Origin of the sequence: Salegentibacter salegens, from assembly GCF_900142975.1 — a bacterium.
GTDB lineage: Bacteria > Bacteroidota > Bacteroidia > Flavobacteriales > Flavobacteriaceae > Salegentibacter > Salegentibacter salegens.
In genome coordinates, this window is sequence record NZ_LT670848.1 from 137,382 (window position 1) to 162,106 (window position 24,725).

Annotated in this window: 19 protein-coding genes; 5 read left to right on the forward strand and 14 right to left on the reverse strand. The window is 35.3% G+C overall.

Translation table 11 applies throughout. The annotated features are described in order from the left end of the window. The first annotated feature begins 4 nt into the window (after positions 1–4). Positions 5–2,251, forward strand: coding sequence for a bifunctional SulP family inorganic anion transporter/carbonic anhydrase (locus B5488_RS00580; RefSeq protein WP_079733512.1), 2,247 nt, complete (start codon positions 5–7; stop codon positions 2,249–2,251). On the opposite strand, the gene B5488_RS00585 is transcribed toward B5488_RS00580, so the two are convergent. From B5488_RS00585 to B5488_RS00630, 10 genes are all read right to left on the reverse strand, one after another. Then, entirely contained in the window at positions 2,248–4,251 is a 2,004-nt protein-coding gene (locus B5488_RS00585) for a cation:proton antiporter domain-containing protein (RefSeq protein ID WP_079733513.1), read from the reverse strand. The two genes, B5488_RS00580 and B5488_RS00585, sit on opposite strands and share 4 nt — an antisense overlap. A 111-nt stretch (positions 4,252–4,362) precedes the next feature. After that, on the reverse strand, positions 4,363–6,228 hold the full coding sequence (locus B5488_RS00590) for a M61 family metallopeptidase (RefSeq protein WP_079733514.1): 1,866 nt from the start codon (positions 6,226–6,228) through the stop codon (positions 4,363–4,365). Between the two features lie 221 nt (positions 6,229–6,449). Further along, positions 6,450–7,649 (reverse strand): glutamate-5-semialdehyde dehydrogenase, encoded by a 1,200-nt coding sequence (locus B5488_RS00595; protein WP_079733515.1) that lies wholly within the window; start codon positions 7,647–7,649, stop codon positions 6,450–6,452. Between the two features lie 47 nt (positions 7,650–7,696). Continuing rightward, a complete protein-coding gene (gene proB, locus B5488_RS00600) occupies positions 7,697–8,467 on the reverse strand; it encodes a glutamate 5-kinase (RefSeq protein WP_079733516.1) in 771 nt (256 codons plus the stop codon). A gap of 40 nt (positions 8,468–8,507) precedes the next feature. Continuing rightward, complete coding sequence (gene proC / locus B5488_RS00605) at positions 8,508–9,311, reverse strand: pyrroline-5-carboxylate reductase (RefSeq protein ID WP_079733517.1); 804 nt, start codon at positions 9,309–9,311, stop codon at positions 8,508–8,510. Positions 9,312–9,772: 461 nt separating this feature from the next. Next, complete coding sequence (locus tag B5488_RS00610) at positions 9,773–11,146, reverse strand: MBL fold metallo-hydrolase RNA specificity domain-containing protein (protein WP_079733518.1); 1,374 nt, start codon at positions 11,144–11,146, stop codon at positions 9,773–9,775. A 5-nt stretch (positions 11,147–11,151) separates the two neighbouring features. Beyond that, positions 11,152–11,988, reverse strand: a complete 837-nt coding sequence (locus B5488_RS00615) for a restriction endonuclease (protein WP_079733519.1) — start codon at positions 11,986–11,988, stop codon at positions 11,152–11,154. A 36-nt stretch (positions 11,989–12,024) separates the two neighbouring features. Continuing rightward, positions 12,025–12,858 (reverse strand): universal stress protein, encoded by an 834-nt coding sequence (locus B5488_RS00620; RefSeq protein ID WP_079733520.1) that lies wholly within the window; start codon positions 12,856–12,858, stop codon positions 12,025–12,027. A gap of 2 nt (positions 12,859–12,860) precedes the next feature. Next, complete coding sequence (locus B5488_RS00625) at positions 12,861–13,709, reverse strand: universal stress protein (protein WP_079733521.1); 849 nt, start codon at positions 13,707–13,709, stop codon at positions 12,861–12,863. Between the two features lie 12 nt (positions 13,710–13,721). Then, the gene (locus B5488_RS00630) at positions 13,722–14,576 is read right to left on the reverse strand and encodes a universal stress protein (protein ID WP_079733522.1); all 855 of its coding nucleotides are present in this window, start codon (positions 14,574–14,576) and stop codon (positions 13,722–13,724) included. Between the two features lie 182 nt (positions 14,577–14,758). Between B5488_RS00630 and B5488_RS00635 the strand changes: the two genes are divergently transcribed. Continuing rightward, positions 14,759–15,382, forward strand: a complete 624-nt coding sequence (locus B5488_RS00635) for a WG repeat-containing protein (RefSeq protein ID WP_079733523.1) — start codon at positions 14,759–14,761, stop codon at positions 15,380–15,382. 652 nt (positions 15,383–16,034) lie between these two features. On the opposite strand, the gene B5488_RS00640 is transcribed toward B5488_RS00635, so the two are convergent. After that, positions 16,035–17,048, reverse strand: a complete 1,014-nt coding sequence (locus tag B5488_RS00640) for a Crp/Fnr family transcriptional regulator (protein WP_079733524.1) — start codon at positions 17,046–17,048, stop codon at positions 16,035–16,037. A 273-nt stretch (positions 17,049–17,321) separates the two neighbouring features. Here B5488_RS00640 and B5488_RS00645 point away from each other — a divergent pair, with 273 nt between their 5' ends. Continuing rightward, on the forward strand, positions 17,322–17,732 hold the full coding sequence (locus B5488_RS00645) for a hypothetical protein (protein ID WP_079733525.1): 411 nt from the start codon (positions 17,322–17,324) through the stop codon (positions 17,730–17,732). A gap of 57 nt (positions 17,733–17,789) precedes the next feature. After that, a complete protein-coding gene (locus B5488_RS00650) occupies positions 17,790–18,053 on the forward strand; it encodes a zinc ribbon domain-containing protein (protein WP_079733526.1) in 264 nt (87 codons plus the stop codon). 71 nt (positions 18,054–18,124) lie between these two features. On the opposite strand, the gene B5488_RS00655 is transcribed toward B5488_RS00650, so the two are convergent. Genes B5488_RS00655 through B5488_RS00665 form a run of 3 tightly spaced genes read right to left on the reverse strand, consistent with a single transcriptional unit; the run spans position 18,125 to position 20,628 of the window. Beyond that, positions 18,125–19,114, reverse strand: a complete 990-nt coding sequence (locus B5488_RS00655; protein ID WP_079733527.1) for an MlaD family protein — start codon at positions 19,112–19,114, stop codon at positions 18,125–18,127. A 6-nt stretch (positions 19,115–19,120) separates the two neighbouring features. Further along, entirely contained in the window at positions 19,121–19,852 is a 732-nt protein-coding gene (locus tag B5488_RS00660; RefSeq protein ID WP_079733528.1) for an ABC transporter ATP-binding protein, read from the reverse strand. Between the two features lie 2 nt (positions 19,853–19,854). Further along, positions 19,855–20,628, reverse strand: coding sequence for an MlaE family ABC transporter permease (locus B5488_RS00665; protein ID WP_106197122.1), 774 nt, complete (start codon positions 20,626–20,628; stop codon positions 19,855–19,857). A gap of 455 nt (positions 20,629–21,083) precedes the next feature. Between B5488_RS00665 and B5488_RS00670 the strand changes: the two genes are divergently transcribed. Continuing rightward, positions 21,084–24,725, forward strand: a complete 3,642-nt coding sequence (locus tag B5488_RS00670; RefSeq protein ID WP_079733530.1) for a chemotaxis protein CheB — start codon at positions 21,084–21,086, stop codon at positions 24,723–24,725.

Below are 24,725 nucleotides of genomic sequence, written 5' to 3' on the forward strand. Positions count from 1 at the left end.
TTTAGTGGGCAAAAACGTTAATTTTAATTTCAGGGAAAGGGTAGATCAATCTGCTTTAAGCAAGCCATTGTTTTCCCGCCTGGATAAGGACATTCCTTCCAGCATTGTAGTTTTTCTTGTAGCGCTTCCTTTATGCCTTGGGATTGCACTCGCCAGCGGCGCTCCTTTAGTATCGGGACTAATCTCTGGAATTATTGGCGGAATTGTCATAGGAAGCGTAAGCCATTCATCCGTAAGTGTTAGTGGTCCTGCTGCCAGTTTAACGGCAGTGGTTTTAGCATCTATAGCCTCGCTTGGTAGTTTTGAGGTGTTTTTAATGGCCGTTGTACTCGGTGGCGTTTTTCAGTTTATTCTGGGCATCTTAAAAGCCGGACTTATCGCCGATTATATGCCTTCTAATATTATTAAAGGCTTACTTGCTGCGATTGGAATTATTTTAATTATCGCTCAGCTTCCTTATGCAATTGGTTTTATAGAAGATTCGGGAGCAAATTTTGGTTCCAGGGATAATATGTTTGAACAGGTAGCCGCTATGTTTAAAAACTTCTTTTACTCCCTGCATCCGGGAGCAGTGGTTTTGTCGTTAATTTCACTTGTCATTATTATCTTCTGGGAAAAAAGTCCGCTTAAGAATTTTAAGCTTTTACCGCCCTCCTTAATTGTAGTTATTCTTGGCGTGTTTTTAAATTTGCTTTTCAAGTATATAGCTCCCGTACTCCATTTAGGTGAAAAATACCTGGTAAATATTCCAGAAATTGACCGGGTAAGTGAACTTATTACATTTCCAGATTTCACTTCAATTACAAATCCCGATGTTTGGGGTGTGGCCATAACCATAACCCTTATCGCCTCTATAGCCAGTTTGCTGGCCATTGAAGCTGCAGATGAAATAGACCCGCATAAGCGAAAAACGCCTCCAAACAGGGAATTGGTAGCCCAGGGAGTTGGAAATACTATAGCAGGCCTTGTGGGTGGTATCCCATTGACTTCAGTGATTGTGCGAAGCTCGGTAAATATTAATGCCGGAGCCGAAACTAAACTCTCCACAATTTTACACGGAATTTTTCTTCTTTTAAGCGTTTTATTTTTAAGTTCTATTTTAAACCTTATTCCGCTCTCCAGCCTTGCGGTAATTTTATTGGTAGTTGGTTATAAACTGGCTTCCTGGGATGTAATTAGCACGATGTATAAAAAGGGATGGAATCAGTTTATTCCATTTGTAGTTACCGTTGTGGCGATTATTTTAACCGATTTATTAATCGGGATTTTTATAGGCTCGCTGGTGAGTATTTTCTTTTTACTCCGCAGCAATTATCACAATGCTTTTTTTATTGAAAACACTAAAATCTTTAAAGGAGAAACCATAAGATTAGAGCTTTCTAACGAAGTTTCATTTTTTAATAAGGCTTCGATAAAAAATAGTCTTTGGAATGTTCCGCAGAATTCCAATTTGATTATTGATGCCACTTTTGCCAGCTATATAGATCATGATATTTTGGAGATTTTCGAGGATTTTAAAACAACTTTTGCCGAAGAAAACAATATTAACGTGAGCATAATTGGTTTAAAAGACAAATATTCAGCAGGAAAGGAACTGGACTTTGTTCGAGAAGATATTGAAGAGTCTAAAGAAAAATCTACTCCGCAGGAAATCCTGGAGTATTTAAAAGATGGTAATTCACGATATGTAGATGGAAAATTGGTTTCCAGACGCCTGCGCAATAAAGAATTAATGGATTTTATTAATTCGCCACCCCTCGCTACCGTTGTTAATTGCATCGATTTAAGGGAACCTTTAAATGTTATGATGAATACCGGAATTGGGGATTTAATTCCAATTAGAGCCGCCGGAAACCTGGTAGATAGCCATATTATTAAAAGTATTGAAATTGCCAGTAAACAGCAGGGCGCAAGATTTATACTTATAATGGGTAATTCTTCGAATAAAATTTACCTGGAAGCTTTAAAAGAATATATGAAAAACGGATACCAGGAGCCTGATTCTCTTATTGCTGAAGCATTAAAAGCGAAACAAATTCCGGTTACGTTTGAAGAAAAAGATTTACATACTTATGCCGATCTTATAACACGCTGGAGTATTAAAGAATCACAACGGCGAATTATAAAACAAAATCCATATTTGAAAGAACGAATAGCGCAAGGTAAATTAGGACTTGCCACTGCATTTTTTAATCGTGAAAACGGGAAAATTGAGTTTTCTGAATTATATGATCCTGCAATGGTTTCCTAATACGAAAGTACTTCGTTTAGCCTGTTTATGTTTATGGGATTTCCAAAAATATATAATAGATCCCCTTGTTTAATTTTGGTGTCGGGTAGAATTTCAGTAATGTATTGAGTATCTCTTTTTATTGCCAAAACGGTGACTCTAAAGTTTTTACCAATTCCTGAATTTTGAATACTTTTCCCTACAATTTCCCTGTTGTTTTGCTGAACACTTAATGTTACAATTTCCCGGTTGGGGATATGTAAATGTTGTAAAGAAGGTTTATGCGGCCTGCCCTTTACTGAAGTTAACATTTCATAATCTGAAGATCGAATACTGGCAGTAAAATCCATTATCTCGTTATAAGGAACCAGGTATTTTTTAAGCACCCGGTTAAAGATTTCTATTGAAGTTTCAAATTCTTCAGGAATAACTTCATCGGCTCCCAGTTTAATATTTTCTTCAATTTCCCTAACGTAACGAGTTCTTACTATAATAAAAGCTGTTTTAGAATACAAACGCACATTACTAATAATCTTTTTTGTAGCACCCGGGTCCGATATTGCAATAACCACAACCCGTGCCTCCTGTACGTGTAAGTGTTTTAAGATTAAGGAGTTTGTGGCATCACCAAAAATAATAGGTTCGTTATTATTTTTTGCCTTTTTGAAAGTTACAGGATCGGTATCTAAAATTATATAAGGGATTTCAGCATTACGGGCTGCTTTTGCAATGTTTTCACCATTAATTCCGTAGCCAATAATAATTAAGTGATCGTCCAGTTTTTTAGGTTCATCGGTTTCTTCGTTAGTTTTGAGTTTATTTAGACTTTCCAGTCTATGCCGTACTGAAGAAGGAACTCTGGCTTTAAGAATTGAATATGTAATCTTTGGTGCGGCAGCGATTAGAAAGGGTGTTAAACCCATAGTAATAATTGAAATTGCCAGGAAATACTGGTAAATACTATCAGGAATAATATTATTATCTAATCCAACTCCCGAAAGTAATAAGGAGAATTCACCTACCTGGAACAAACTAAATAAACTTAATAAAACTGTTCTTGGCGGATATTTAAGCAACAAAACCGTTGCACCAACTACCAGCATTTTTAAAAATACAACTCCAATTACCAATAGAAGGATCATCAAAATATTATTGATAAAAAATTCTAGATTTAACAGAGAACCTACCGAGATGAAAAAGAAACTGATAAAGATCTCTCTAAAAGGTAGCACATTTACCGTGGCCTGGTGGCTGTATTCAGATTCAGAAATAATAAGTCCCGCGAAAAAAGCTCCTAAAGCCAGGGATAATCCCACCGAGGAGGTGAGCCAGGCAATGGCAAAACAAAAAACTACGGTAGTTAATATAAAAAGCTCTTTGCTTTTTGTTTTTACCACCATACTAAAAATTCGGGGTACAATATACCGCGCCAGTAAGTAGATAACCACTCCAACACCAACAATTTTGAGGACAAGAATTAGCAGTGTAGTAAGGAGATCGCCACCATCACCCGCTAATATTGGGGTGAGCAACATCATAGGAACTACAATTATATCCTGAAAAATTAAAATTCCAAGCGCAACCCGGCCGTGCGGTGCGGTAATTTCGCCCCGTTCCTGGATGAGTTTTAAAACAATGGCCGTACTACTTAAAGAGAATAAAAATCCCAAAAAAACCGCCGAATTTAAAGGTAAACCAAAAAAATAAGCAACTATGGTAGTAAATAGAATAGTCCCGCCCACCTGGAGTCCGCCGCCAATTAAGACGGTATTTTTCATAGAAATAAGTTCTTTTATAGAGAGTTCAATTCCAATTACAAAAAGCAGGAAAATAATACCAATTTCAGAAAGTAGTTCTACCTCGTGAGACGAGCTTATAAGATTAAAGGCGTGAGGGCCTGCGATTATACCAGCGAGAAGAAAACCCAGGATTGATGGCACTTTTATCTTTTGAAATAAAAGTATTATCAATATTGAGAGGCCCAGGATAATAACAATATCCTGTAAAATAGGAATTTCCATAAATTAATCTTCAAGTTGGTTAGGCGTTCTAATTTAAAAGATAAAACCCGATTATGGAAATAAAAAAGCGGCGGGATTTCCCGCCGCTAAAAATACTTAAATTAAAATCTATTAACCTTTTAACCAAGCATTTCTAAGTTTTACTTCTTCACTGCTTTCGAGCAGGTCTTTTTCGGTAATGGTTGTATCTGCATCAGTTGGCTGGGCAGTAGTTGCCGTAAGTTCCAGCTCTTCGCCATCGCGTACCACTACAAAACTAACTTCTTCACCTTCTTCCCAGGATTCAGCTTTCATAATTAGATTGTAAACATTTTGAATATTGTATTCTTCGCCGTTTACAGATTTAATTATATCGCCACCTTCTACACCAAGCTCCTTTAAAAATGAATTAAACTGAATGTTTTCTCTAAAAAACAATTCACCTTTAGCAGGATCGCCGTCTATATAAGGAGTTTGACCCTTTATAAAGTAGCCGGTGTTAATTTTAGTTTCAGCTTCTTGAAGGCCTACTTTTGCGAAAAATTCATTGTAAGGAATTGGTGTTTTACCGCTAATATAAGTTTCCAGGAACGTTCTTATTTCGGGATAGGTAAGTTCAATAATATCATTAAATAACTCTTCATCCTCAAAAGGTTTATCCATTCCATATTTATCGCTAAGCGCTTTCATAAGGTCAAGAATTCCCATTTCTCCATCGCTTAATTCTCTTAAACGAATATCTAAAGCCATCCCTATCAAGGCTCCTTTTTGGTAAACGTTGTAATAACTGTCTTTATAAGGATCTTCAAGGATATTTTCGCTCATTTCTGTAAATGGCATCGTATCATCAAACTGTTCCGCCGATTTTATCTTATCTGAAATCCTATCGTAAAAATCCTGTTTTTCTATAAGCTCCTGGTTTATTTGAAAAAGGTTCGCGAAATATTCGGTCACGCCTTCATACATCCACAGGTGCTGAGACATTTTAGGATCGTTGTAATCAAAATAATGAACTTCTTTAGAATGAACATTTAACGGAGTTAAAATGTGAAAGAATTCGTGAGAAACCACATCGGTCATCGTTTTTTGTAGTTGTTCTGGCTGCATAGATTCAGGAAGTACAACTACGGTAGAGGTGTGGTGTTCTAAAGCACCAAAACCACGGGCATCCTGGGTTTCACTATCTGAAAGATATAAGAGAATAGCATATTTCCCGGTGTTATCTACTTCACCTAAAAAGCGTTTTTGGGCACTAATCATCTCTTCTATCCCCGGTTTTATACTTTCTGAAGTATATTTTTTATTGGGAGAATAAACATTGATAAGCACTTCCATACCTTCTACCATAAAACTTGTAGTATCAGGTCTTGCGTACATAATCGGGTTGTCTATAACTTCAAAGTATCTACCTAAAGAATAAATATCCTCTTTAAAAGATATATCTTCTGAAGCTGCTACTGTTTTGCTTAGCGCTGTACCGGGAATTAAACCTTGTGGTCTTTTAATTTCCAATCGGTAAGGTTCTTCCTGCTCATTTTCAAAGTAACCTACAAATCCGTGCAGGTTAAGCATAAAATTTTCCCCGGCTTCAATATTGGTTCCCGAGGGGGAGAAAACACCTTCTTCGCCTTCAATATCGTAGGTATCGTTTACCTGGTAGCTTACTTTGTCTAAATTTGCAGCGTTTGGAATGGTCCAGGAATTATCGTCAATTTTTTCAAATTCTAATTCATTTCCTTCATAATCCAGGGCTTTAAAATTCTCGATAAATTTCCCGTAATTATCGGTAGAGTAGGTGCCGGGAACGGTTTTAGGAATATAAAAGGTAGTATTTTCAGTAGTAAATCTATCGGGATCAACTGTTACCGAAACTTTGTCTTCTTCAACATTTACAAGGTCTATGCTTGCAATTACCGGTTGATCTTTCTTTGAGGTTTGTGTGGTTTTACAACTGTATAGGGCGCCAATAAAGGCCAGCGTATAAATAGCTTTTTTCATTGATAAACGTTTCTTTTTTTATAAGACTCTTAAAGGGCGTAAAAGTTACATTTATAAAGGAAAAAAAATGTTTTATAAAAAAATTAAGCATAAAAAAACCGCTGAGGAATCCAGCGGTTTAAAACTATTTGTTACGTCAGGCAGAATAAGGTTCAGCCCCTAACAGATCCTGAAATAAATCAGAATGACGATTTGTTTTTTGTATTAGAAGAAAATATCTACTATTCTCTAATATGGCCTTCACCTAATACATAATATTTATTGGTAACCAATTGCTTTAAGCCAAGTGGTCCACGGTGGTGAAGTTTATCGGTACTAATTGCAAGCTCAGCACCAACGCCCATTTGACCACCATCGGTAAATCGGGTAGAAGCGTTGTGATACACAGCAGCACTGTCTACCTGCTCCATAAAATTAGCGGCTTCTTCCTTATCTTTGGTTATAATTACAGCCGAATGTCCACCTGAATATTTGTTGATCTTATCCATTGCAGCATCGTTACCATCTATAGCACCAAATACAATTCTCATTGCAAGAAATTCTTCATACCAGGTATCTTCTGAAGGTATTTTTTCTTCATTAGGAAGTACTTTGGCAATATCATCATCTACCTGAATATGTACTTTATTTTCAGTAAACATATCGTAAAGTTCTTTCACTCTTTTTTCAAAGTCTGGCAGATTTTTATCGATTAATACCTTATCTAAAGCATTACATCCTGAAATCTTATCGATTTTAGCATTCAGCATTACCTTTTTAGCGGTATCAAAATCGGCGTTCTTAGAAACATACAAGAAATTATTTCCTCGTCCGCTAACTAAAACAGCGCCGGTAGAATGCTCTTTTACGAAAGCGATAAGTTTTTCTCCTCCTCTTGGCACTACCAGGTCTATATGTTGTGGTGGATTTTTAAGAAATTCCTGGGTTTCGGTTCTATTCATTTGTAATAGCTCGATCCAGTCTTTTTCTAAATTATTTTCCTGAAGCGCTTCGTGCCAGCATTCCTCAAGAATTCTGTTAGAGTGGTTCGCTTCCTTACCACCTTTTAGATAGATCTTGTTATTTGCTTTAAATGCAAGTACCGCAGCTTCAATTGTAACATCGGGACGAGATTCATAAATAATCATGATCGTTCCGAATGGTGCGGTTTTGTTGGTAATATCCAATCCGGTGTCCAATCTTCTATGCTCTATAGTCTGGCCAACAGGATCATCCTGGTCCATAACTTCTTTTACAGAGCGTATCATATCGTCTACCTTGGCATTGTTTACTACCAATCTATCACGCATAGCCTGGTCTCCTTCGCCAAAAGCGTCAAGATCTTTTTTGTTAGCGGCTACTATTTCTTCACGTCTTTTATCCAGAATATTAATCATGGATTGCAAAACGTTATTTTTGGTTTTAGAATCTAATAATTTCATTACTCGATTTATTTTTAGTTTGATTAAACTTCAATTTTTGTCTTTCTCTATGCAGTAAACTTTGTACCTACTGGTTTACCGGCTACGATATCCAGAATTACATTTTTCTGCTTACCGTTTGCGATGTACGTGGTGATGTTTTTAGCAGCGGTACTTTTGGCAATCTTAATTTTAGATTCCATACCGCCACGGCCTTCGCCTTCACCTTTTCCAGATTCCTGAACATATTTTTCAACATTTTCATCAACCTGTACTTTATTAAGTTTTTCTGATTCATCATCTCCTGGGTGACCGGTGTAAAGACCATCGGTATCACTCAAAATAATAAGCGAATCCGCATTAATTAATTCGGCTACAAGACTTGCCAGTTCATCGTTATCAGAGAACATAGACATTGTTACCGAAACTGCATCATCTTCATTAGCAATTGGGATAATACCTTCAGATAATAAAGATTCGTAGCAGTTAATCATATTTTCGCGGTGAATTCCCGGGCTAAAATCTCTTTTAGTGGCCAACACCTGTGCGCAGCGCATTCCAAAATCGTGAAAAATACTATAATAATGGCGCATCATACGTGGTTGTCCCACTGCCGAAAATACCTGTCTTCTTTTTGAGGCATCTTCAATATCTACATCTCCAAGAACTTCTTTTCCGGCAATTGCAGATCCTGATGATACGAGAACTACCATTACATCCTCTTCATATAGTGTAGCTATTTGTTCTACAAGATGTTTTAGTACAGGACCTAAAATCCTGTTATCTTTATTGGTCATTACATTGGTCCCGACCTTAACTACGATTCTCTTTTTTTCCATTTTATAAAGTTATATTTAAACTTCCTTTTTTAGATTTAGATTACTCTTTTCCCAGTTCTACAGCTCTGTCAAATGCCGCGTAAGCCGCATCTTTAATCAATTCTTCAACGTTATTTTCGTCCATAGAATCTAAAGCTGCACGGGTTGTCCCTCCTTTAGAAGCAACGCGCTCCATCCATGTGCTGGCCGAAAGATCTGATTCATTAAAAAGTTTTACAGCACCTTCAAATGTTTGGCTAACCAATACTTTTGAATCGTTTTTTGAAAAGCCCATTTTTAATGCTGCTTCCATCATAGAGTTCATAAAATAGAATACATATGCCGGCCCGCTTCCAGAAATTCCTGTAGAAGCATCTATAAATTTTTCTGTTTCTACATGAATTGAAGCTCCTGTAGTGTCTAATAAATTTCTAACCATAAGAAGCTCAACTCTCGATATTTCTTTGGATTCGGTAAAAGAAGTTACTCCTTTTCCTACCTGTGCAGGAAGGTTGGGCATAGAACGAACTACTTTTTTAACGTCCAAACCTAGTTGTATTTTTTCTATAGTAATACCGGCCATTAAAGAGACAAATATTTGCTGGTCGTTTACTAAAGGTTTAATTTCTTCAAATAAAGAATCACAGTGATATGGTTTTACAGCAAGGAATACGATGTCTGCCTTGGGTAGGCATTCTTCAATATCATCGTATACATCAAAATGGTCTACTTTACTAAGTGTAGTAATTACTTCAGCCGATTTATCAAAAATCATAAGATTTCGGTGATTAAGTAAACTAGACTTCGCCATTCCTTCGGCGTAAGTAAGTCCCATATTTCCTGCTCCAATTACTAATACTTTCATTATTTATTTTTTGGTTAATTAATTTATTTCAACTTTTGGACAATCACATCCGGGCCATTAAGAACAAAGACCATGCAATGTTTCCCAACAAATACATACTTGCCGGCCAAAAGCCAGGATTAAATTAATTTATTTTGATCGTAACTAATAAAATATAAGGTTAAACTAATCTAAAAACAGTTGTTGCCAGAGGTTTTGAAATAAATTTCCATCGCGCTTAGGCCTTATAATTAGGTAGATTGAAGCGCTTTCTTTATTAGCTTTTGAGATAATAAAAAATATGAAAAACGTTAAGAATCCTTCAATACACGCACTTTTGCCAGCGGCTTTTACCGAAAATGGAATAAAACGTAATTTTTTCTTTAAATTTTATTCCATTAGAAAACTGCCATTTTACTGCCATTATTGCAGAAAAAGTGTGCTAAATTGAACGAAAAGGTTTTCGTTAGCTAATTGCGAATTTATAGCTCTAAATTTATCACATCATTAATCGCGGGAATGCTAACTGGGTAATTATAACGATCTTTTATTTTGACCCTTAATGAATCTAAGGCAGTAGGTTCACCGTGAATTAAAAATACCTTTTCAGGAATATTTTTTATTTCTGAAATCCAATTCAGCAACTCCTGCTGATCGGCATGGGCAGAGAGGCTTTCTATTTTTAGTATTTTAGCCTTTACCGGGCAATACTTTCCGAAGATTTTTACTTCTGAAGCTCCGTTTTCAAGTTGCCTTCCTCTTGTTCCTTCGGCCTGGTATCCTGCCAATAAAACAGTAGTTTCGGGTTTATCTATTAAATAACGCAAATAGGTGAGTACGCGACCGCCGGTAACCATTCCACTGCCCGCAATTACAACTTTAGACCTGTTTTCATCTATAGTTTTCCAGGTATCGCGGTATGAAGTGATAATATTGAAATAGGAAAGCATTTTTCTAAATTCATCTGGCTCTACTTTATGCCACTTGCTAAAACCTTCAAATAAATCCAGGACTTCATTGCCCATAGGACTATCTATGTAAATAGGGATTTCCGGGATTTTATTTGTTTTAATTAAAAGGTAAAGTTTGTACATAATTCCCTGTAAACGCTCTACGGCAAAACTTGGAATAATAAGATTTCCTTTTTTGTTGATGGTTTCCTTAATGGTTTCAGTTAGAATTTTATCTGAATCATCTTCGGGATGAAGCCGGTCGCCATAGGTACTTTCTAAAAACAAGTAATCTGCCCGTTCAGGTTTATTGGGTGCTTCCAAAAGCACATCTTTTTCCCGCCCAATATCTCCTGAAAACACAAAACGTTTATCGAAAATCTCAAATTCAATAAAAGTTGAACCTAAAATATGGCCGTTGGTTTGATAACGATATTTTATATTTTCTGAAATTCTATACCACTCATTCAGTTCTATACTTTTAAATAAACCTATAGTTTTTTCGGCATCACTGGTGGTATATAGAGGCAAGGCCGGTTGGTGTTTACTATATTCTTCTTTATTGGCTCTTTCTGCATCTTCTTCCTGGATTTTCGCACTGTCTTTTAAAATTACCCCAGCAATTCCTAAAGTTGGAGGTGTACCAAGAATAGGATTTTTATAACCCTGTTTTACTAATCGTGGGAGATATCCCGTGTGATCCAGGTGACCGTGAGTAAGCAATATCAAATCTATATTTGCAGGATCAAAAGGAAAATCTTTCCAATTGAGTTCCCGTAAACTTTTAACTCCCTGGAATAGTCCGCAATCTATTAAGAAATTTAGTTCTGGGGTTTCTATTAGAAATTTTGATCCGGTAACCGTTCCTGAACCTCCCAGAAAATGAATTTTGACTTGCTTTTTCATAATTTTTAATGTTTGCAGAGATCTTTCATTTCTTCAAGTATTCTCTTTTTTCGCGGATTATTAATTCCTAAATGGTCAAGGTAAAACGTATCGTTTATTAGTTCCTGGCACAAAACTACGTCCCGACTTAATAAAAAATTTTTTTCTCTTTCTGAAAGTAAGGTTGAAACCGTAATAGGGTATAAGCCTAATTGGTCTATTCTATCTTTAAGCCCTTCGTCTTTAGGATAATCCCAGCTAAGTAATTTTAGATTGGCACATTTGGCATATTTTACCGCATCTGAGGTAAACCTTGTATTGGTAACCACCCAACCTTCTTCAAAATCCAGTTTATTTTCTCCATTACTTCTGAAATTTTTTATATCCCGAAACCTGGAGTCTATATAAAGCGGAATTTTTACATCACAATTTTTACCTGCATTATGAAATTTACATTCTATTAAAACAAGTTTTGAATCTGTTTTTGCCTCTACATCAATTTCGTGGGTAACGCATTTTCCCTGGTAGATTTTCCCGGTTTGGGTTTTATAACCACTATGAGTTAAAAGTGCGGCAATAAATTTTTCGAATGGGAAGCCGGTTGGCCCCAATTCGTAAATAGCGGTTTTTAATTTATACTTTGAAGCACTGGTTTTATTGCCTTTTTTAAGTAAATTAAAAGCACGATTATAAATTTCTTTGGTAGTGATACCTTCATAAAGTTCGGCTTTTAACTTTTCAATGGTATTTTGAATCAGTTCTTCATTGGCGCCAGACCTCCTTAAAGATTCTGCAACTCTTTCAATAGAAAAGTTAGCTTTTTCACCAGAAGCTTTTATAATTTTTAGGTTGGAGATATCCATTTTAGTAGGTTTTTCCAGGATTAATAGTTTTCAATATTATAAATCTGAAGGCATAAAAAGCATAGGAATTTGGGGTTTCTTTCCTAATTCTTTAAGTAAGGATTTTGAAAAAAGATTTTCGAAAAAACCTCTTTTTTTATGGTTTAAAACCAACACATCACTATTTCTGCTTTCAATGAAACTATGAATTCCTTTGGTGACTTTAATATTTGTTAGCGTGTGGAAACTGTGAGAAACCTCCTTAAAATAATCGTGTAATTCTTCTTTTGTATTTTTCTGTTCTTCAGTTAGGTTCTCGGTGTCCTGAATATAAAGAATTCTAATACTGGCTTTAAATTTCTTAGCCATATCTATTAAAAAGTTTATTTCATAATCTGAAAACGATTTATCGTATCGAGTGGCCAGCACCAGCTCTTTTTTTACTTCTGGCACATAAACACAATTATCTGGTATAAGTAAAACCGGCATATGATCTACCGATTCTATTACGTTCATACTATTGGTACCAAAAATACGGTCGTCTGGTTCGGTTTCACCTTTAGTTCCCATGATTATGAGATCAAAGATTATTTCTTTTTGTATTTCAATAACAGCATCGTCTAACCAGGATTCTATAATTATAGATTTAAACCTATGATTTTGGTTCTTGTTAATTATAGCCACCTCTTTTAGTAGCTTTTTCATCGAGATTTCATTTTCGCTTTTAGCCTGGGCTAAACTATTTCCATTAATATCTGGAGTATAAAATTCTGGTTTGCAGGCATTCAAAAAATAAAAATTACAAAGCTCATTTTGAAATAGACTAAAGGCATAGACAGTAGCTTTCCAGGCGTTAGCCGAAAAATCGGTGGGGATGAGTATATTTTTCATAACTAATTGAATTTTCCTGATTGGATGACCATAAAGGGCACCTTAATATGAAAACCTATTTTATTTACGACGGGCCTAAATAGGAGGTTTTCAAAGAAGCTACGTTTGTTATTTACCATGAATAGTAAATCTACTTCATTTTGTTCCTGGTATTTTTTTATGGCTTTGGGTACACTTTTGTTTTCAATTGTATAAAATTGATGCGGAGTGTCTTCCAGAATTTTGCCGAGGTTTTTCTTATTTTTTTCCTGTTTTTCGTCCAGGTCTTTTCCAAAATAAACATGCAAAATATTAAACTTAGCCGTATGTTTTTCTCCCAAATTAAAAATTGGTTCCAGTTGTGCGGCAATAAAATCTAATTCAAAATCTGTAGGAAATAGAATGTTTACAGGAGGATGATATTCATAATCTGAAGGAATCATTAATAGGGGAGCTTTTAGCTTATTAATAGCATGCACACTATTGGTGCCTATTAGAATTTCCTCGGCACCGGTTGCGCCCTGGGTTCCCATAACCACCAGGTCTATTTCTTTAGATTTCACCTGTACTCTTATCTCATCTATTAAAAGATTGAAAGCTGAAATCTTCTCGAAATGATGATTTGGATTTTTGAAATCACGATTAATTTTTCGTTCTACTTTTCGCAATCCGGTAAGGGAATTTTTTTTATAAGCTTCAGCGAGATTAGGTTGCGTACTGTTGTATAAAATATATTCAGAATCATATAAAACCGGTGTATAAGTATTAAGAAGATAAAAAGTACATTCTTCATCTTTAAACGCTTTAATTGCATAAGCAATCGCATTATAAGCGTTTTCTGAAAAATCTGTGGGTAGGAGTATTTTTTTCATGATTTCTAAATTTTAAATGCTTTCCCTATTAAAATTTTGCAACGCAAGCAGGGGAACTTTTGGTTGTAAACCCACTTTATCGATGGTAGAAGTAAGGAGCATATCTTCTAAATAGGTGTGCCGGGAATTCACCATCACTAAAAGGTCTATTTTATTAGCTGCTATAAATTCTTCTATAGCTTTTTCCTTTTGTAATTCATCACTTTGGTGTTCTTCTAACCTTATATTGTAGAATTGCTGTTTCAAAAATTCCAGATTATCTTTTTGCCTGGCAGAAGTAGCCTTATGTTTAGATAAATACAGAAAATGAATAATAGATTTAAAATCGCGGGCAATTTCTCCAACAATTTTTAATTCCCTTTTTTGATACGGAATCAAAAAATTAGTTGGGAATAAGATGTTTTTTGGTTCCTGGTAATTAAAGTTCGCCGGAATAGCTAAAACCGGGCACTGCACATACTTTAGAACAAGTAAGGTATTGCTTCCAAAACCAAGATCCCTATCGTTGGTGGCACCTCGAGTTCCCATGATAACGAGATCGGCATTTTCTGAATTTACCAGGCTGTTTACTTCATCTACCAGGTCGCCAAACGCAGCTATAGATCTAACACTATGCCTGGGATTGCAAAATTCGTCGTGAACTTTAGAGCTAATTTCCTTCAGGACCATTTCTGCCTTTGCTCTGGTAACCGCTTTAAGCTCATCTATTAATTCTTTACTTAGCAGGTTTTCATCGGTATAAACCTTATCTGCATAAGTATTTAAAAGAATTATTTCGCTCTTCTCATACTTAAAAAGCTGGCAGGCAAATCGCAATGCGTTATAGGCATTTTCTGAAAAATCGGTGGGTAAGATTATCTTTCTCATCTTCTAAAACTTTGAATCTTAAAGTTAAGAGAACAGCTAAGTTTAAACTATGAGGAAAATCAGTTTGTACTTGAATTTTAAGCTTTTACAGTTGAAAGATAGCTTTGACTTAATATGACAGGTATCATATTTATTATCAATGCTTAGGGGTATATTTAGAGGTAATTTTAAAACTCTAACTTATGAAAAATCTAATAATAGGAATCTTACTAAGTATTCCGTTTGTGCTATTTGCACAAGAGACAAAAGAATTTGATTTTGTATCCAATCAGGAAGATGGATTTAGCACCGTTAGGCAAGGTGGTAATTGGGGTTTTATAAATACCAGCGGCGAGCTGTTATTTGAACTTAGAAACGATCTTGTTACAACCGACAATCCTAAAAGTGGTAAGATTGGAGTGGCGGGAATAAAATACCCGCAATTAAAAGATGAACGGGCCATTATTAGCAAAAAGAAAGATGGCGTTAATTATTATGGTTTTATAAATACTGAAGGAAAAACAGTTATTGAACCTGAATTTTTAAATGTGAGTAACTTCTCTAACGGAAAAGCCCTTGCTTTAAAACTCGAAGAAGAGAGACTTGGTAAAAATCAACTTTTGGGAAAAGGGGTAATTTCTTATAAGTATGATGTAGTTCTTATAGATAAAGCCGGGGAAGTAGTAACATATTTAGAAGGGCCTTTTCCGGTTGCGGTTTCTAAGAAAAAATTAAGAGAGGCTCCTGCAATTAATGCAAAATGGCTGGGAGAAAAAGTGGTTAGTGTAAAGGGGCCTAATGGGAAATGGAAAATTCATAAGCTTTAAAACAAAAAATGCTGTCCCGGAATTTTCGGGACAGCAGCAAGTTCAATTTCAAACTCGTTTTCTTTTTCCTTTTTACTTAATGCTGGGAATAGATCTTTATCAAAATCTCCATTAAAAAAACGAGTTAGATTAAAGATTACTCCAATCCATTAAATTACGAATTGTATATCCGTATAGTGTCCTAATTATAAAGTTTAGCTTTATACGTCACGTCGAGCGCAGTCGAGACGTTTTTGTTAGACCTTTCGACTGCGCTCAAGGTGACAAAAACAAACTTAGGATTGTTTACGGACAATCATTAATTACGATCTAAAAAATATATTTAATGAAATGAAAATCGGTTGTTTAATAAATTTCAAAATAATAGGGAAGGTCTTAAAAGACAGAAACAGGAGACCATTGCCTCCTGTTTCTTAAGAAGATATTAAGTTTACTCTTTAACACTGTTTTGATATCAGTGATCTTACACGAAGTAAAATTTGTATATCAGGTTAAAAAATACCTTTGATATCTTCTAATTTGATTTACAACTCTAAGAGTTAGGAAAAACAAATTATTTTATATGGATAAATTTCCTGCTTAAAAATAGAATAAAACATCCTTCAAAAAAATGATAAATGTCAGAAAATCAATATTTAACAAAAAATTAGGTTTATGTGATTTCCTGTAATTTGTCCGGTTTCAGGATGTTTATTTTTTTTCCTTTTATAGCAATAATTCCTTCTTTTTTAAGACTGGAAAGGCTACGAATAAAACTTTCAGTAGAAATGCCGGCCATACTGGCTAAATCGGTCCTGGAGATATTGAGCCCTTTAAATTCGGGGTTTTCCAATTCGCTGGCAAATTGAAGAATAGTGTTAGAAGTTTTCTTTAATACCGAAGCATAAGCCATTTCCAAAAGTTGTGATTTTAGAGTCAAAACGGTATCGGCTAAATATTGGGCAAGATCCAGGTTTAATTCCTGGTTTTCCTGGAGTATTTCCCTGAATTCTGTATGCAAAATTCTATAAAATTTAGAGGGTTCTAAGCTAGTTGCCATTTCGGTAGTAAGCGGGTTTTCATGAAAACCATATAAACCCAGCAAATCATTTTTACGGTAAATCCCTGTAATTAATTCTTTTCCCAATTGATCCATTCGGGAAGTTTTAATCAAACCCTGCTTAATTAAATAGATGAAACTGGAATGCCGGTTTTCCCGAAATAAAATTTTATGCTTATCCAAACTTATGAGTTCCCCCTTTTTTTCCATAAAACTTTTTAAGGCTTCAATATCTGGAACCGCGGTTTTTTTAACCTTTTTAGTTCCTTTAAAATTCTTACTTTCAGCATTTGTTAGTGAAACTATTTTTTGCCATAGCTCCTCCTGGGAATGGGAGTTTGGTAAGAATTTATGTTTAGTATAAAGTGGTTTTTGGGTTTCAATTTTATCTTCAGCAACAATAGAAAGTATAGGAAACTTTAAAAGCGCAGGATTTTCACGAAAAATTTTAGAAGAAATTGGTGTTTTTTTATCCCAGATCAGTAAATCAGGTTTATGCTTTAAAAATAATTCCTGGAAGGTTTTTAGGGAATTTGAATAAATAAATTCATAATCCTGTTCTTCCCTGAATTCACCTGGTATACGATGACCGGAATTATTATCTGAAATATAAAGAATACACTTCATCCCTGGAGAGCTTAAATATTAATAATAAGTTAGCTGGGGATTGTTTGGCATTCCAATTGGGGGGAAGTAAGGGAGAAATGCTTTAAACAACATCTAAATATACAAAGTTATTTTTTATAATCTATAGCAGATTAATTCTATTTATATGATTGATTTTCAAACAATTATGTATTTTTAGTTTATCCCGAAAAAGAATGCTTCCGCTTAAAAACTGATTTTTATCATTTTTAGCTAAGTTTATGAGACTTATCTTTAAAGGGTAAAACTTTTATTATGAAACTCTCTAAAAAACAAGTCTTCACCGAAGGATTTTATCAGAATATCGGAATGCTTTTCTACGCTATTGCAGCCTCTGATAAAGTGGTGCAAGCTGAAGAAATTAAAACACTGAATGATCTGGTGCAAAAGAAATGGGTGCCAATTGATGATGCAACCGATGAATTTGGCACCGATGAAGCCTATAAAATTGAAATGATCTTTGACTGGCTGGAAGAAAATTCACCTGAAGCTGAATGGGCTTTTAACGAATTTAGGCAATACAAAAAAGACAATGAAAGATTGTTTACTTCGCAAATTAAGCAGTTAATATGGGAGACTGCCGATGCTATTGCAGCTTCGTTTGCCGGAAAAAACAAATCTGAACTCATTATGCTTTCAAAATTAAAAATATTACTTTCTTCCTAAAAGGAATAGAAAGTAACTAACCAAAATTTCTTCGTATATTTTAATGAAAATTAATAGATGAAAACACTTATTTGCCAAAGTTGTGGATGGCCTTTTACAAAAGCCACCGTAGGCACAAACCGAGATAAATCAGACAATACCGATTTCTGCCGGGATTGCTACCAGGATGGGGCTTTTACCGATAAATCACTTAATTTGCATCAATTAGAAGTGAAATTACTTGAAATGGCAGAAATGCACGAAGATATTAGTCTGGAAGAAGCGCAGCAACTCATAAAGAAACTGCCCGAGCTTAAAAGATGGCGAATGGACCATATTTAGCTATTCTATTTTGAAATCTACTCGATTTTAAAGAATAATTTTTTGCTTAATCCTAAATTTATGCATCTTTTTTATTGATTTTCTTTTTCCTCCCGGGCTTTTTGTCGTTCCAGTTTTCTAAAATATCCGCGGAATAAAATATTATGTTTTAAAGCTTCCATATTCTCATTAAAACGATGCGTGGCTTCCTCAATATTTTCCATACTTTGATCTAGATGATTCACGAAACTGCTGTCTTTTACCACATAATTAAGCGCTCCTTTTTCTGAATTTAGGCTATTTGAAAATTGTCCTAAATCGGCGCTAATTTCCTTTATTTGGGAAGATGTAGTTTCTAAATCTTTAATAATTGTGCTGAAACTTTTCTGTGCGCTAGAGTCACTAAGGAGTAAACCGGCCACGCTATTTTCGTAATCTACATTATTTAAAATACCATTTAGTTTTGCAAGTCCTGATTTTGCAGATTTGGTTGTTTCCTTCAAATTTTCAACGCTTTCCTGTACATTTTTAGCCAGGCTTTTATCTTTAAGTAAATCGCCTAAAACGCCTTCCCCGGAATTTATACTATTGGTAATTTTTAAAAGGTCCTGGGTTAAAAGTGCTGCATTTTCATTGGTTTTGTTCAGGGTGTTCAGCATATCGGCAGTAGCAACCTGGCTAATTGAAACAAGCGTGTCACCTTCTTGTAAGGTTGGTGATGGCACCTGATTGTTGGGTAAAATATTTAAAACCATACTTCCTACTAACCCGTCTGAATTTATGGTAGCGAGAGCATTGTTTTTAATTAAGTTTGCGGCTTCCCGATTAATAAGAATATCTACACAAATTGCCGTATCATTTAAAAATTTAATTTCTTTAACGGTTCCTACGTTCACCCCGGAATAACGAACATTATTGCCCGATTGCAATCCGTTTACATTCTTAAAAACAGAACTTACCATCATTGAATCACCAAACAGGTTTTGCTTATTTCCAATAAAAAAAACTCCCAGGGTGAAGATAATAAGCCCCGAAACAATAAGAAGACCCAGTTTTATATTTTGTGCAGAATTTGATTTCATAACTTTTTATTTAAAGAATGCTTTAATTTTTGGGTCACCAGATGCCGCCAGCTCATTAAAAGTTCCTTCGGCATAATCTTTTCCATCAAGCAATAAGATCATTCGGTTTGAAATTACCCGCGCACAATCCACATCGTGCGTAATTATTAAAGATGAGGTTGCATATTTCTTCTGAATATTCATCATTAATAAAATGATTTCTTTTGCCGTAATAGGGTCTAAACCCGTGGTAGGTTCGTCGTAAATTATAATCTTCGGTTTTAAAATAAGTGCTCTTGCCAGTGCTATGCGGCGTTGCATTCCTCCAGAAAGTTCTGCAGGCATAAGATCTATAGTTTGTGGTAAGCCTACATTTTCCAGTGCTTCTTTTACTAGAGCTTCAGTTTTCTTTTCAGAATCTTTTCTATGTCTTCTTAACGGAAATTCTAAATTTTCCCGTACCGTCATAGAATCGTACAAAGCGCTGCCCTGAAATAAAAAACCGATGTTAGTTCTCAACTCATCCAGTTCATGTTGTTTCATTTTAGAGATATCTTTTCCTAAAACTTTAATACTGCCCTGGTCAAAATCCATTAAACCTACCAGGCATTTTATCATCACCGATTTCCCCGATCCCGATTTCCCCATTAAAACCAGGTTTTCACCTTCAAATAGTTTTAAATTGAAATTCTTTAAAACTTCAGCCTCGCCAAAGCTCTTATACATATCTTTTATCTCTATGACGGTTTTATTTTTCATTTTTAGTTATAAAAAATATCAGTGATGAAAACGGCGATAAAATCTAATACAAACAGTAGCATAGAAGTAAAAACTACCGCTGAATTTGAGGCTTTCCCAACGCCGGCGGTTCCTTTTTTACTGTTATAGCCTTTAAAACAACCCACCAGGCCAATGGCAAAACCAAAGAAAAAGGTTTTTACCGTTGCGGGAAGAAGATCGGTAAATTCCAGGGCGGCAAAAACCTGGTTAAAATAGAGGGTAAAAGAAACATCGCCCTTTATGTTTTCTATAATTGCAGAGCCAATTAGCGCTACAAAATCGCCCACTATTACCAAAAGTGGCAACATACAGGTGGCAGCCAGAATCCTGGTTACTACCAGAAATTTAAACGGGTTAGTCCCTGAAACTTCCATAGCATCTATTTGTTCGGTAACCCGCATAGAGCCTAATTCGGCACCTATACTTGAACCAATTCTTCCGGCGCAAATAAGCGCGATAATTACTGGACCAATTTCCCGAACAATAGATATGCTTATCATAGACGGCATCCAGGAAACCGCACCAAATTCCATTAAAGTTGGCCGGGATTGCAGGGTAAATACGAGACCCAGAATAAACCCGGTAACACTCACTAAAAGCAAAGATTTATTGCCCATTTGGTAGCATTGCTTCAGGAATTCCCTGAACTCAAATGGCATACTGAAAAGTTCTCTAAAATACCTGCCGGTAAACTTCCCCATTTCCCCGATTTCCAGGAAGAAGGAACCTAAACCCGATTGATATGAGGATAACATTTTCATCTTTAAACATTTAGGTGAATAACCAGAAATTAAAAATCTTGCATAAAAGTAAAGTGGCGCGCCGCAAGAGGCATTATTGGAATATATCTTGATTTTGTGACGAGCCTTTGATTCTTTAAAATCTCGGTTACCAAGTAAATTTAGCGTTAAACGGCTTCAATAGAAATGATATAAATCAGCTTTATTAAAGCTTATAGGTGTAAACGTTAGGTAGAAATTTGTGCCAGTGAAAATGAATTAAAATATAATTTTAACATTTTAATATTAAAATACTTGTTAATTTTAGCTGCTTAAAAATTAACTTTTGAAATTCTGAAGGGGTGGTTTCCGCAGTTTTAGGGCGATTTTGTTAATATAAATGGCAAATGGGTTCATATTTCTCTGACTTAACATATAATTTTGGTTTTTGCCTTTTTAATTTTCTATAAGACTGACTTAATCATTTCTAAATGACAAAAGTAAATAACTATCCTTCTAAATCGGAGTTAGAAACTAAGCTTAAAATAGACGAGCCACGCGTTATTGCAGTAGGCGCAAGTGCCGGGGGCCTGGAAGCTCTTAAAGCTTTTTTTAAAGACATACCCGAAAACGATAAGAATGCTTATGTAGTTATTCAGCATCTTTCTCCCGATTATAAGAGCATGATGGCAGAGCTTCTTAAAAAAAGTACCAATCTGCCAATTCGTGGAATTAAGGATAAAATGAAGATGAAGCAGGGGCATATTTATCTAATACCTCCGGCCAATAATCTGTCGATTGAAGATAATAAACTTAACCTTGTAGAAAAACCAAAAGATCAAAGCTTAAACCTACCCATAGATATGTTCTTTGAAGCACTTTCTAAAGAGCGCAAAGAAAAAGCTATTGGGATAATTTTAAGCGGTACTGGTAGTGACGGTTCCAGAGGAGTAAGGGCAATAAAAGAACGTGACGGAATGATTATGGTTCAGGATCCCGAAGAATCTAAGTTTGATGGGATGCCACAAAGTGCCATTAACACGGGATTGGTAGATTACGTCTTACCAATTTCTAAAATGGCCCAGGAACTCAAGAATTTTATAGATTCTCCCGCGGTTTTTCATTTTAAAGACGGGGATTATAACTACAACGAAAGCGAATTAATGAAAATTCTTCGCTTTATAGACGAAAAAACCGGTCTTGATTTCAGGGAATATAAACACGCCACACTTGCCCGTAGAATTGCCAGAAGGGTGAATGTGTGTAAATGTAATAGTCTTTCAGATTATTATCAGTTCTTATTGAATAACGATGAAGAGGTAGAAATACTGCATCGGGAGTTTTTAATTGGGGTTACCAAGTTTTTTAGAGATTCTAAGGTTTGGAAAGTGCTTAGAAAAGAAGTGATCCCTAAACTGGTAGCACAAAAAAAAGATGGAGAGGTTATAAAACTTTGGGATGTTGCCTGCAGTAGTGGAGAAGAAGCCTATTCTTTTGCCATGCTTATTAATGAAGAAATTGAAAAGCAGCGAAAAAGTGTAGACCTGAAGATTTTTGCAACCGATATTTCTCAAAAACACCTGGATATTGGTGCTGAAGCATTTTATCCCGAAAGTATTGTTGCCGATATCGATTCAGAATTATTGCTGAAATATTTTATTAGCGAACCTAATGGATATAAGGTAATAGATAAGATGCGCCGAATGGTAGTTTTCTCCAGGCACAATATCATTAAAAATCCGCCTTTCAGTAATATGGATATGGTGTCTTGCCGAAACCTATTAATTTATTTTCAACCCGGAATCCAAAATAAAGCTTTAAACTTTTTACAATACGCTTTAAAAGTTGGCGGCTATCTGGTTTTAGGAACTTCAGAAAATGTTTCGTCCCAGAAAAATAACTTTAAAGTGATAAATCGTTCAGCAAAAATTTATCAAAATGAAAGTGCCGATAAACGGTTAAATTCAAATATTTCGCCAGCGATATCGCAAAATAGGTCGTTTTCTAATACAAAGGAAATTCAACGCCCAGCTTATAGAAAATCTTCAAATCCCGTTAAGAATAAACTCACCGAAGAACTTAATGAAACTATCCTGGAAACTTTTGGTGGATCCAGTGTGTTTATAGACAACGATTTTAATATTTTACAGGCGGTAGGGGAATTTAGAAAATATGCAAATTTACCGGTTAATGGTTTTTCGGTAAATCTACTGGATATGCTAAGTGTAGACTTAAAATATATTATACAAAGTACCGTAAAAAAGTCTAAAAAGAATAGCGAAAAACTTAGATATCAAGATGCTGCTTTTGAGCATAACGGTGAAAAGAAATCGGTAGATATTATAATAAAACCCTACCAACAGCAAATTGAAAATTCTAATGCGAGTTTTGTTGTTACTTTCATAGAAAAAGAAGTAAACCTAATAGATGTTAAAACCCTTGATAAATTAACGCTTACCAATCGTACCAAGGAATTTGTTGCAGATCTTGAAGAAGAGCTGAAAGAGACTAAAGAAGAGCTGCATACTTCAATGGAGGAAATTGAAACCAGTAACGAAGAGTTACAGGCTGCAAATGAAGAACTGCTGGCATCTAACGAAGAATTGCAAAGTACCAATGAAGAATTGCAAAGTGTAAATGAAGAGATTAATACGGTTAATGCTGAAAATCTTCAAAAGGTAGAAGATCTGGCGGCACTAAATACCGATATGAACAACTTGCTGGAAAGTACCGAAATTGGAGTTATTTTCCTGGATGAGGGCTTAAGAATAAGGAAATTTACACCGGCTATCCAAAGACATTTTAATTTAATAGAATCAGATGAAGGCCGGCCTATAGAACATTTTACCTCCAGTATGGGTAAAAGCAATTTAATTACCCGTTGTAAGCGAGTACTTAGAACAGGAAAAATTTTAGAAAAGCAGATTATGACCAAAGAAGGGACATACTATCTGCGAAGAATTTCTCCCTATATTAATTCTAATAACGAAATTAATGGTGTTGTAATTACCTTTATAGACGTAGGCTTATTGCAACGTTCTAAAGAAAGATTAATAGCCAGTGAAAAACGATTTAAATCTTTCTATGAAGAAGATCCTGTAATTCATATTAGTGTAGATTCCCAAACCCAGTTAATAGCACAATGCAATGAAATGGCAGTTAGTAGATTGGGATATAATACCAAAGAAGAATTAATAGACAAGCCTGTTTTTGATCTTTATACCGAAGAATCACAACTTAGAGCTTTAAAATCTAATAAAGAATTTAAAGAGACTGGTGTTATTGTAAATATGGAGCAGGAAATACTTACTGCTTCAGGAGATTTACTTCCAGTAATATTAAATGCCACTGCAGAGAGGGATGTTGATGGTAAGATAATGACCATTAGATATACCTGTGTAGATATTTCAGCCTTAAAGAAAGCCGAATCAAAATTAAAGCAACAACACGAAGATCTTGAACGTGCCAATAAAGATTTGGAACAATTTGTATCTATTTGTTCTCACGATCTTCAGGAGCCGCTTTCAACTATAAAATTTGGTAGTGATGTACTTGGTAAAATGTATTCCTCGCAATTAGACGAAAAAGGAAAAGATTATGTGCAGTATATAAAAGATGCTTCTACAAGACTTTCAGAACAAATTAAAGCATTACTGGAGCATTCAAGAATTGGCCGAAATGGAGAGAAAAGCCTGGTGAACACAAAAGAAGTTGTTGAGGTTGTAAAGTATGATCTTGGCAAAAGAATTAAAGATACCAATGCAAAAGTTAATGCCGGTACGCTTCCAAAAATAATGGGTTACGAAGTAGAATTGCGCTTGCTATTTCAAAATCTAATAAGTAATGCCATAAAATATACGCCTAAAGAGCGCAATCCCGATATTCGCATTGCAGCGTATCGTGAAGGGAAATTTTGGGTTTTCTCGGTGATGGATAATGGCTACGGAATTTCAGAAGAAGATAAAAAGAATATTTTTACCATTTTTAACCGCGTGAAAGAAACCAACGGAAATGATGGTACAGGAGTTGGGCTGGCACACGTAGAAAAAATTGTACAACTTCACGAAGGCACCATTTGGGTAGATAGCCAGGTTGGGGTGGGTAGTACTTTCTATTTTAAATTAAAAGGATAG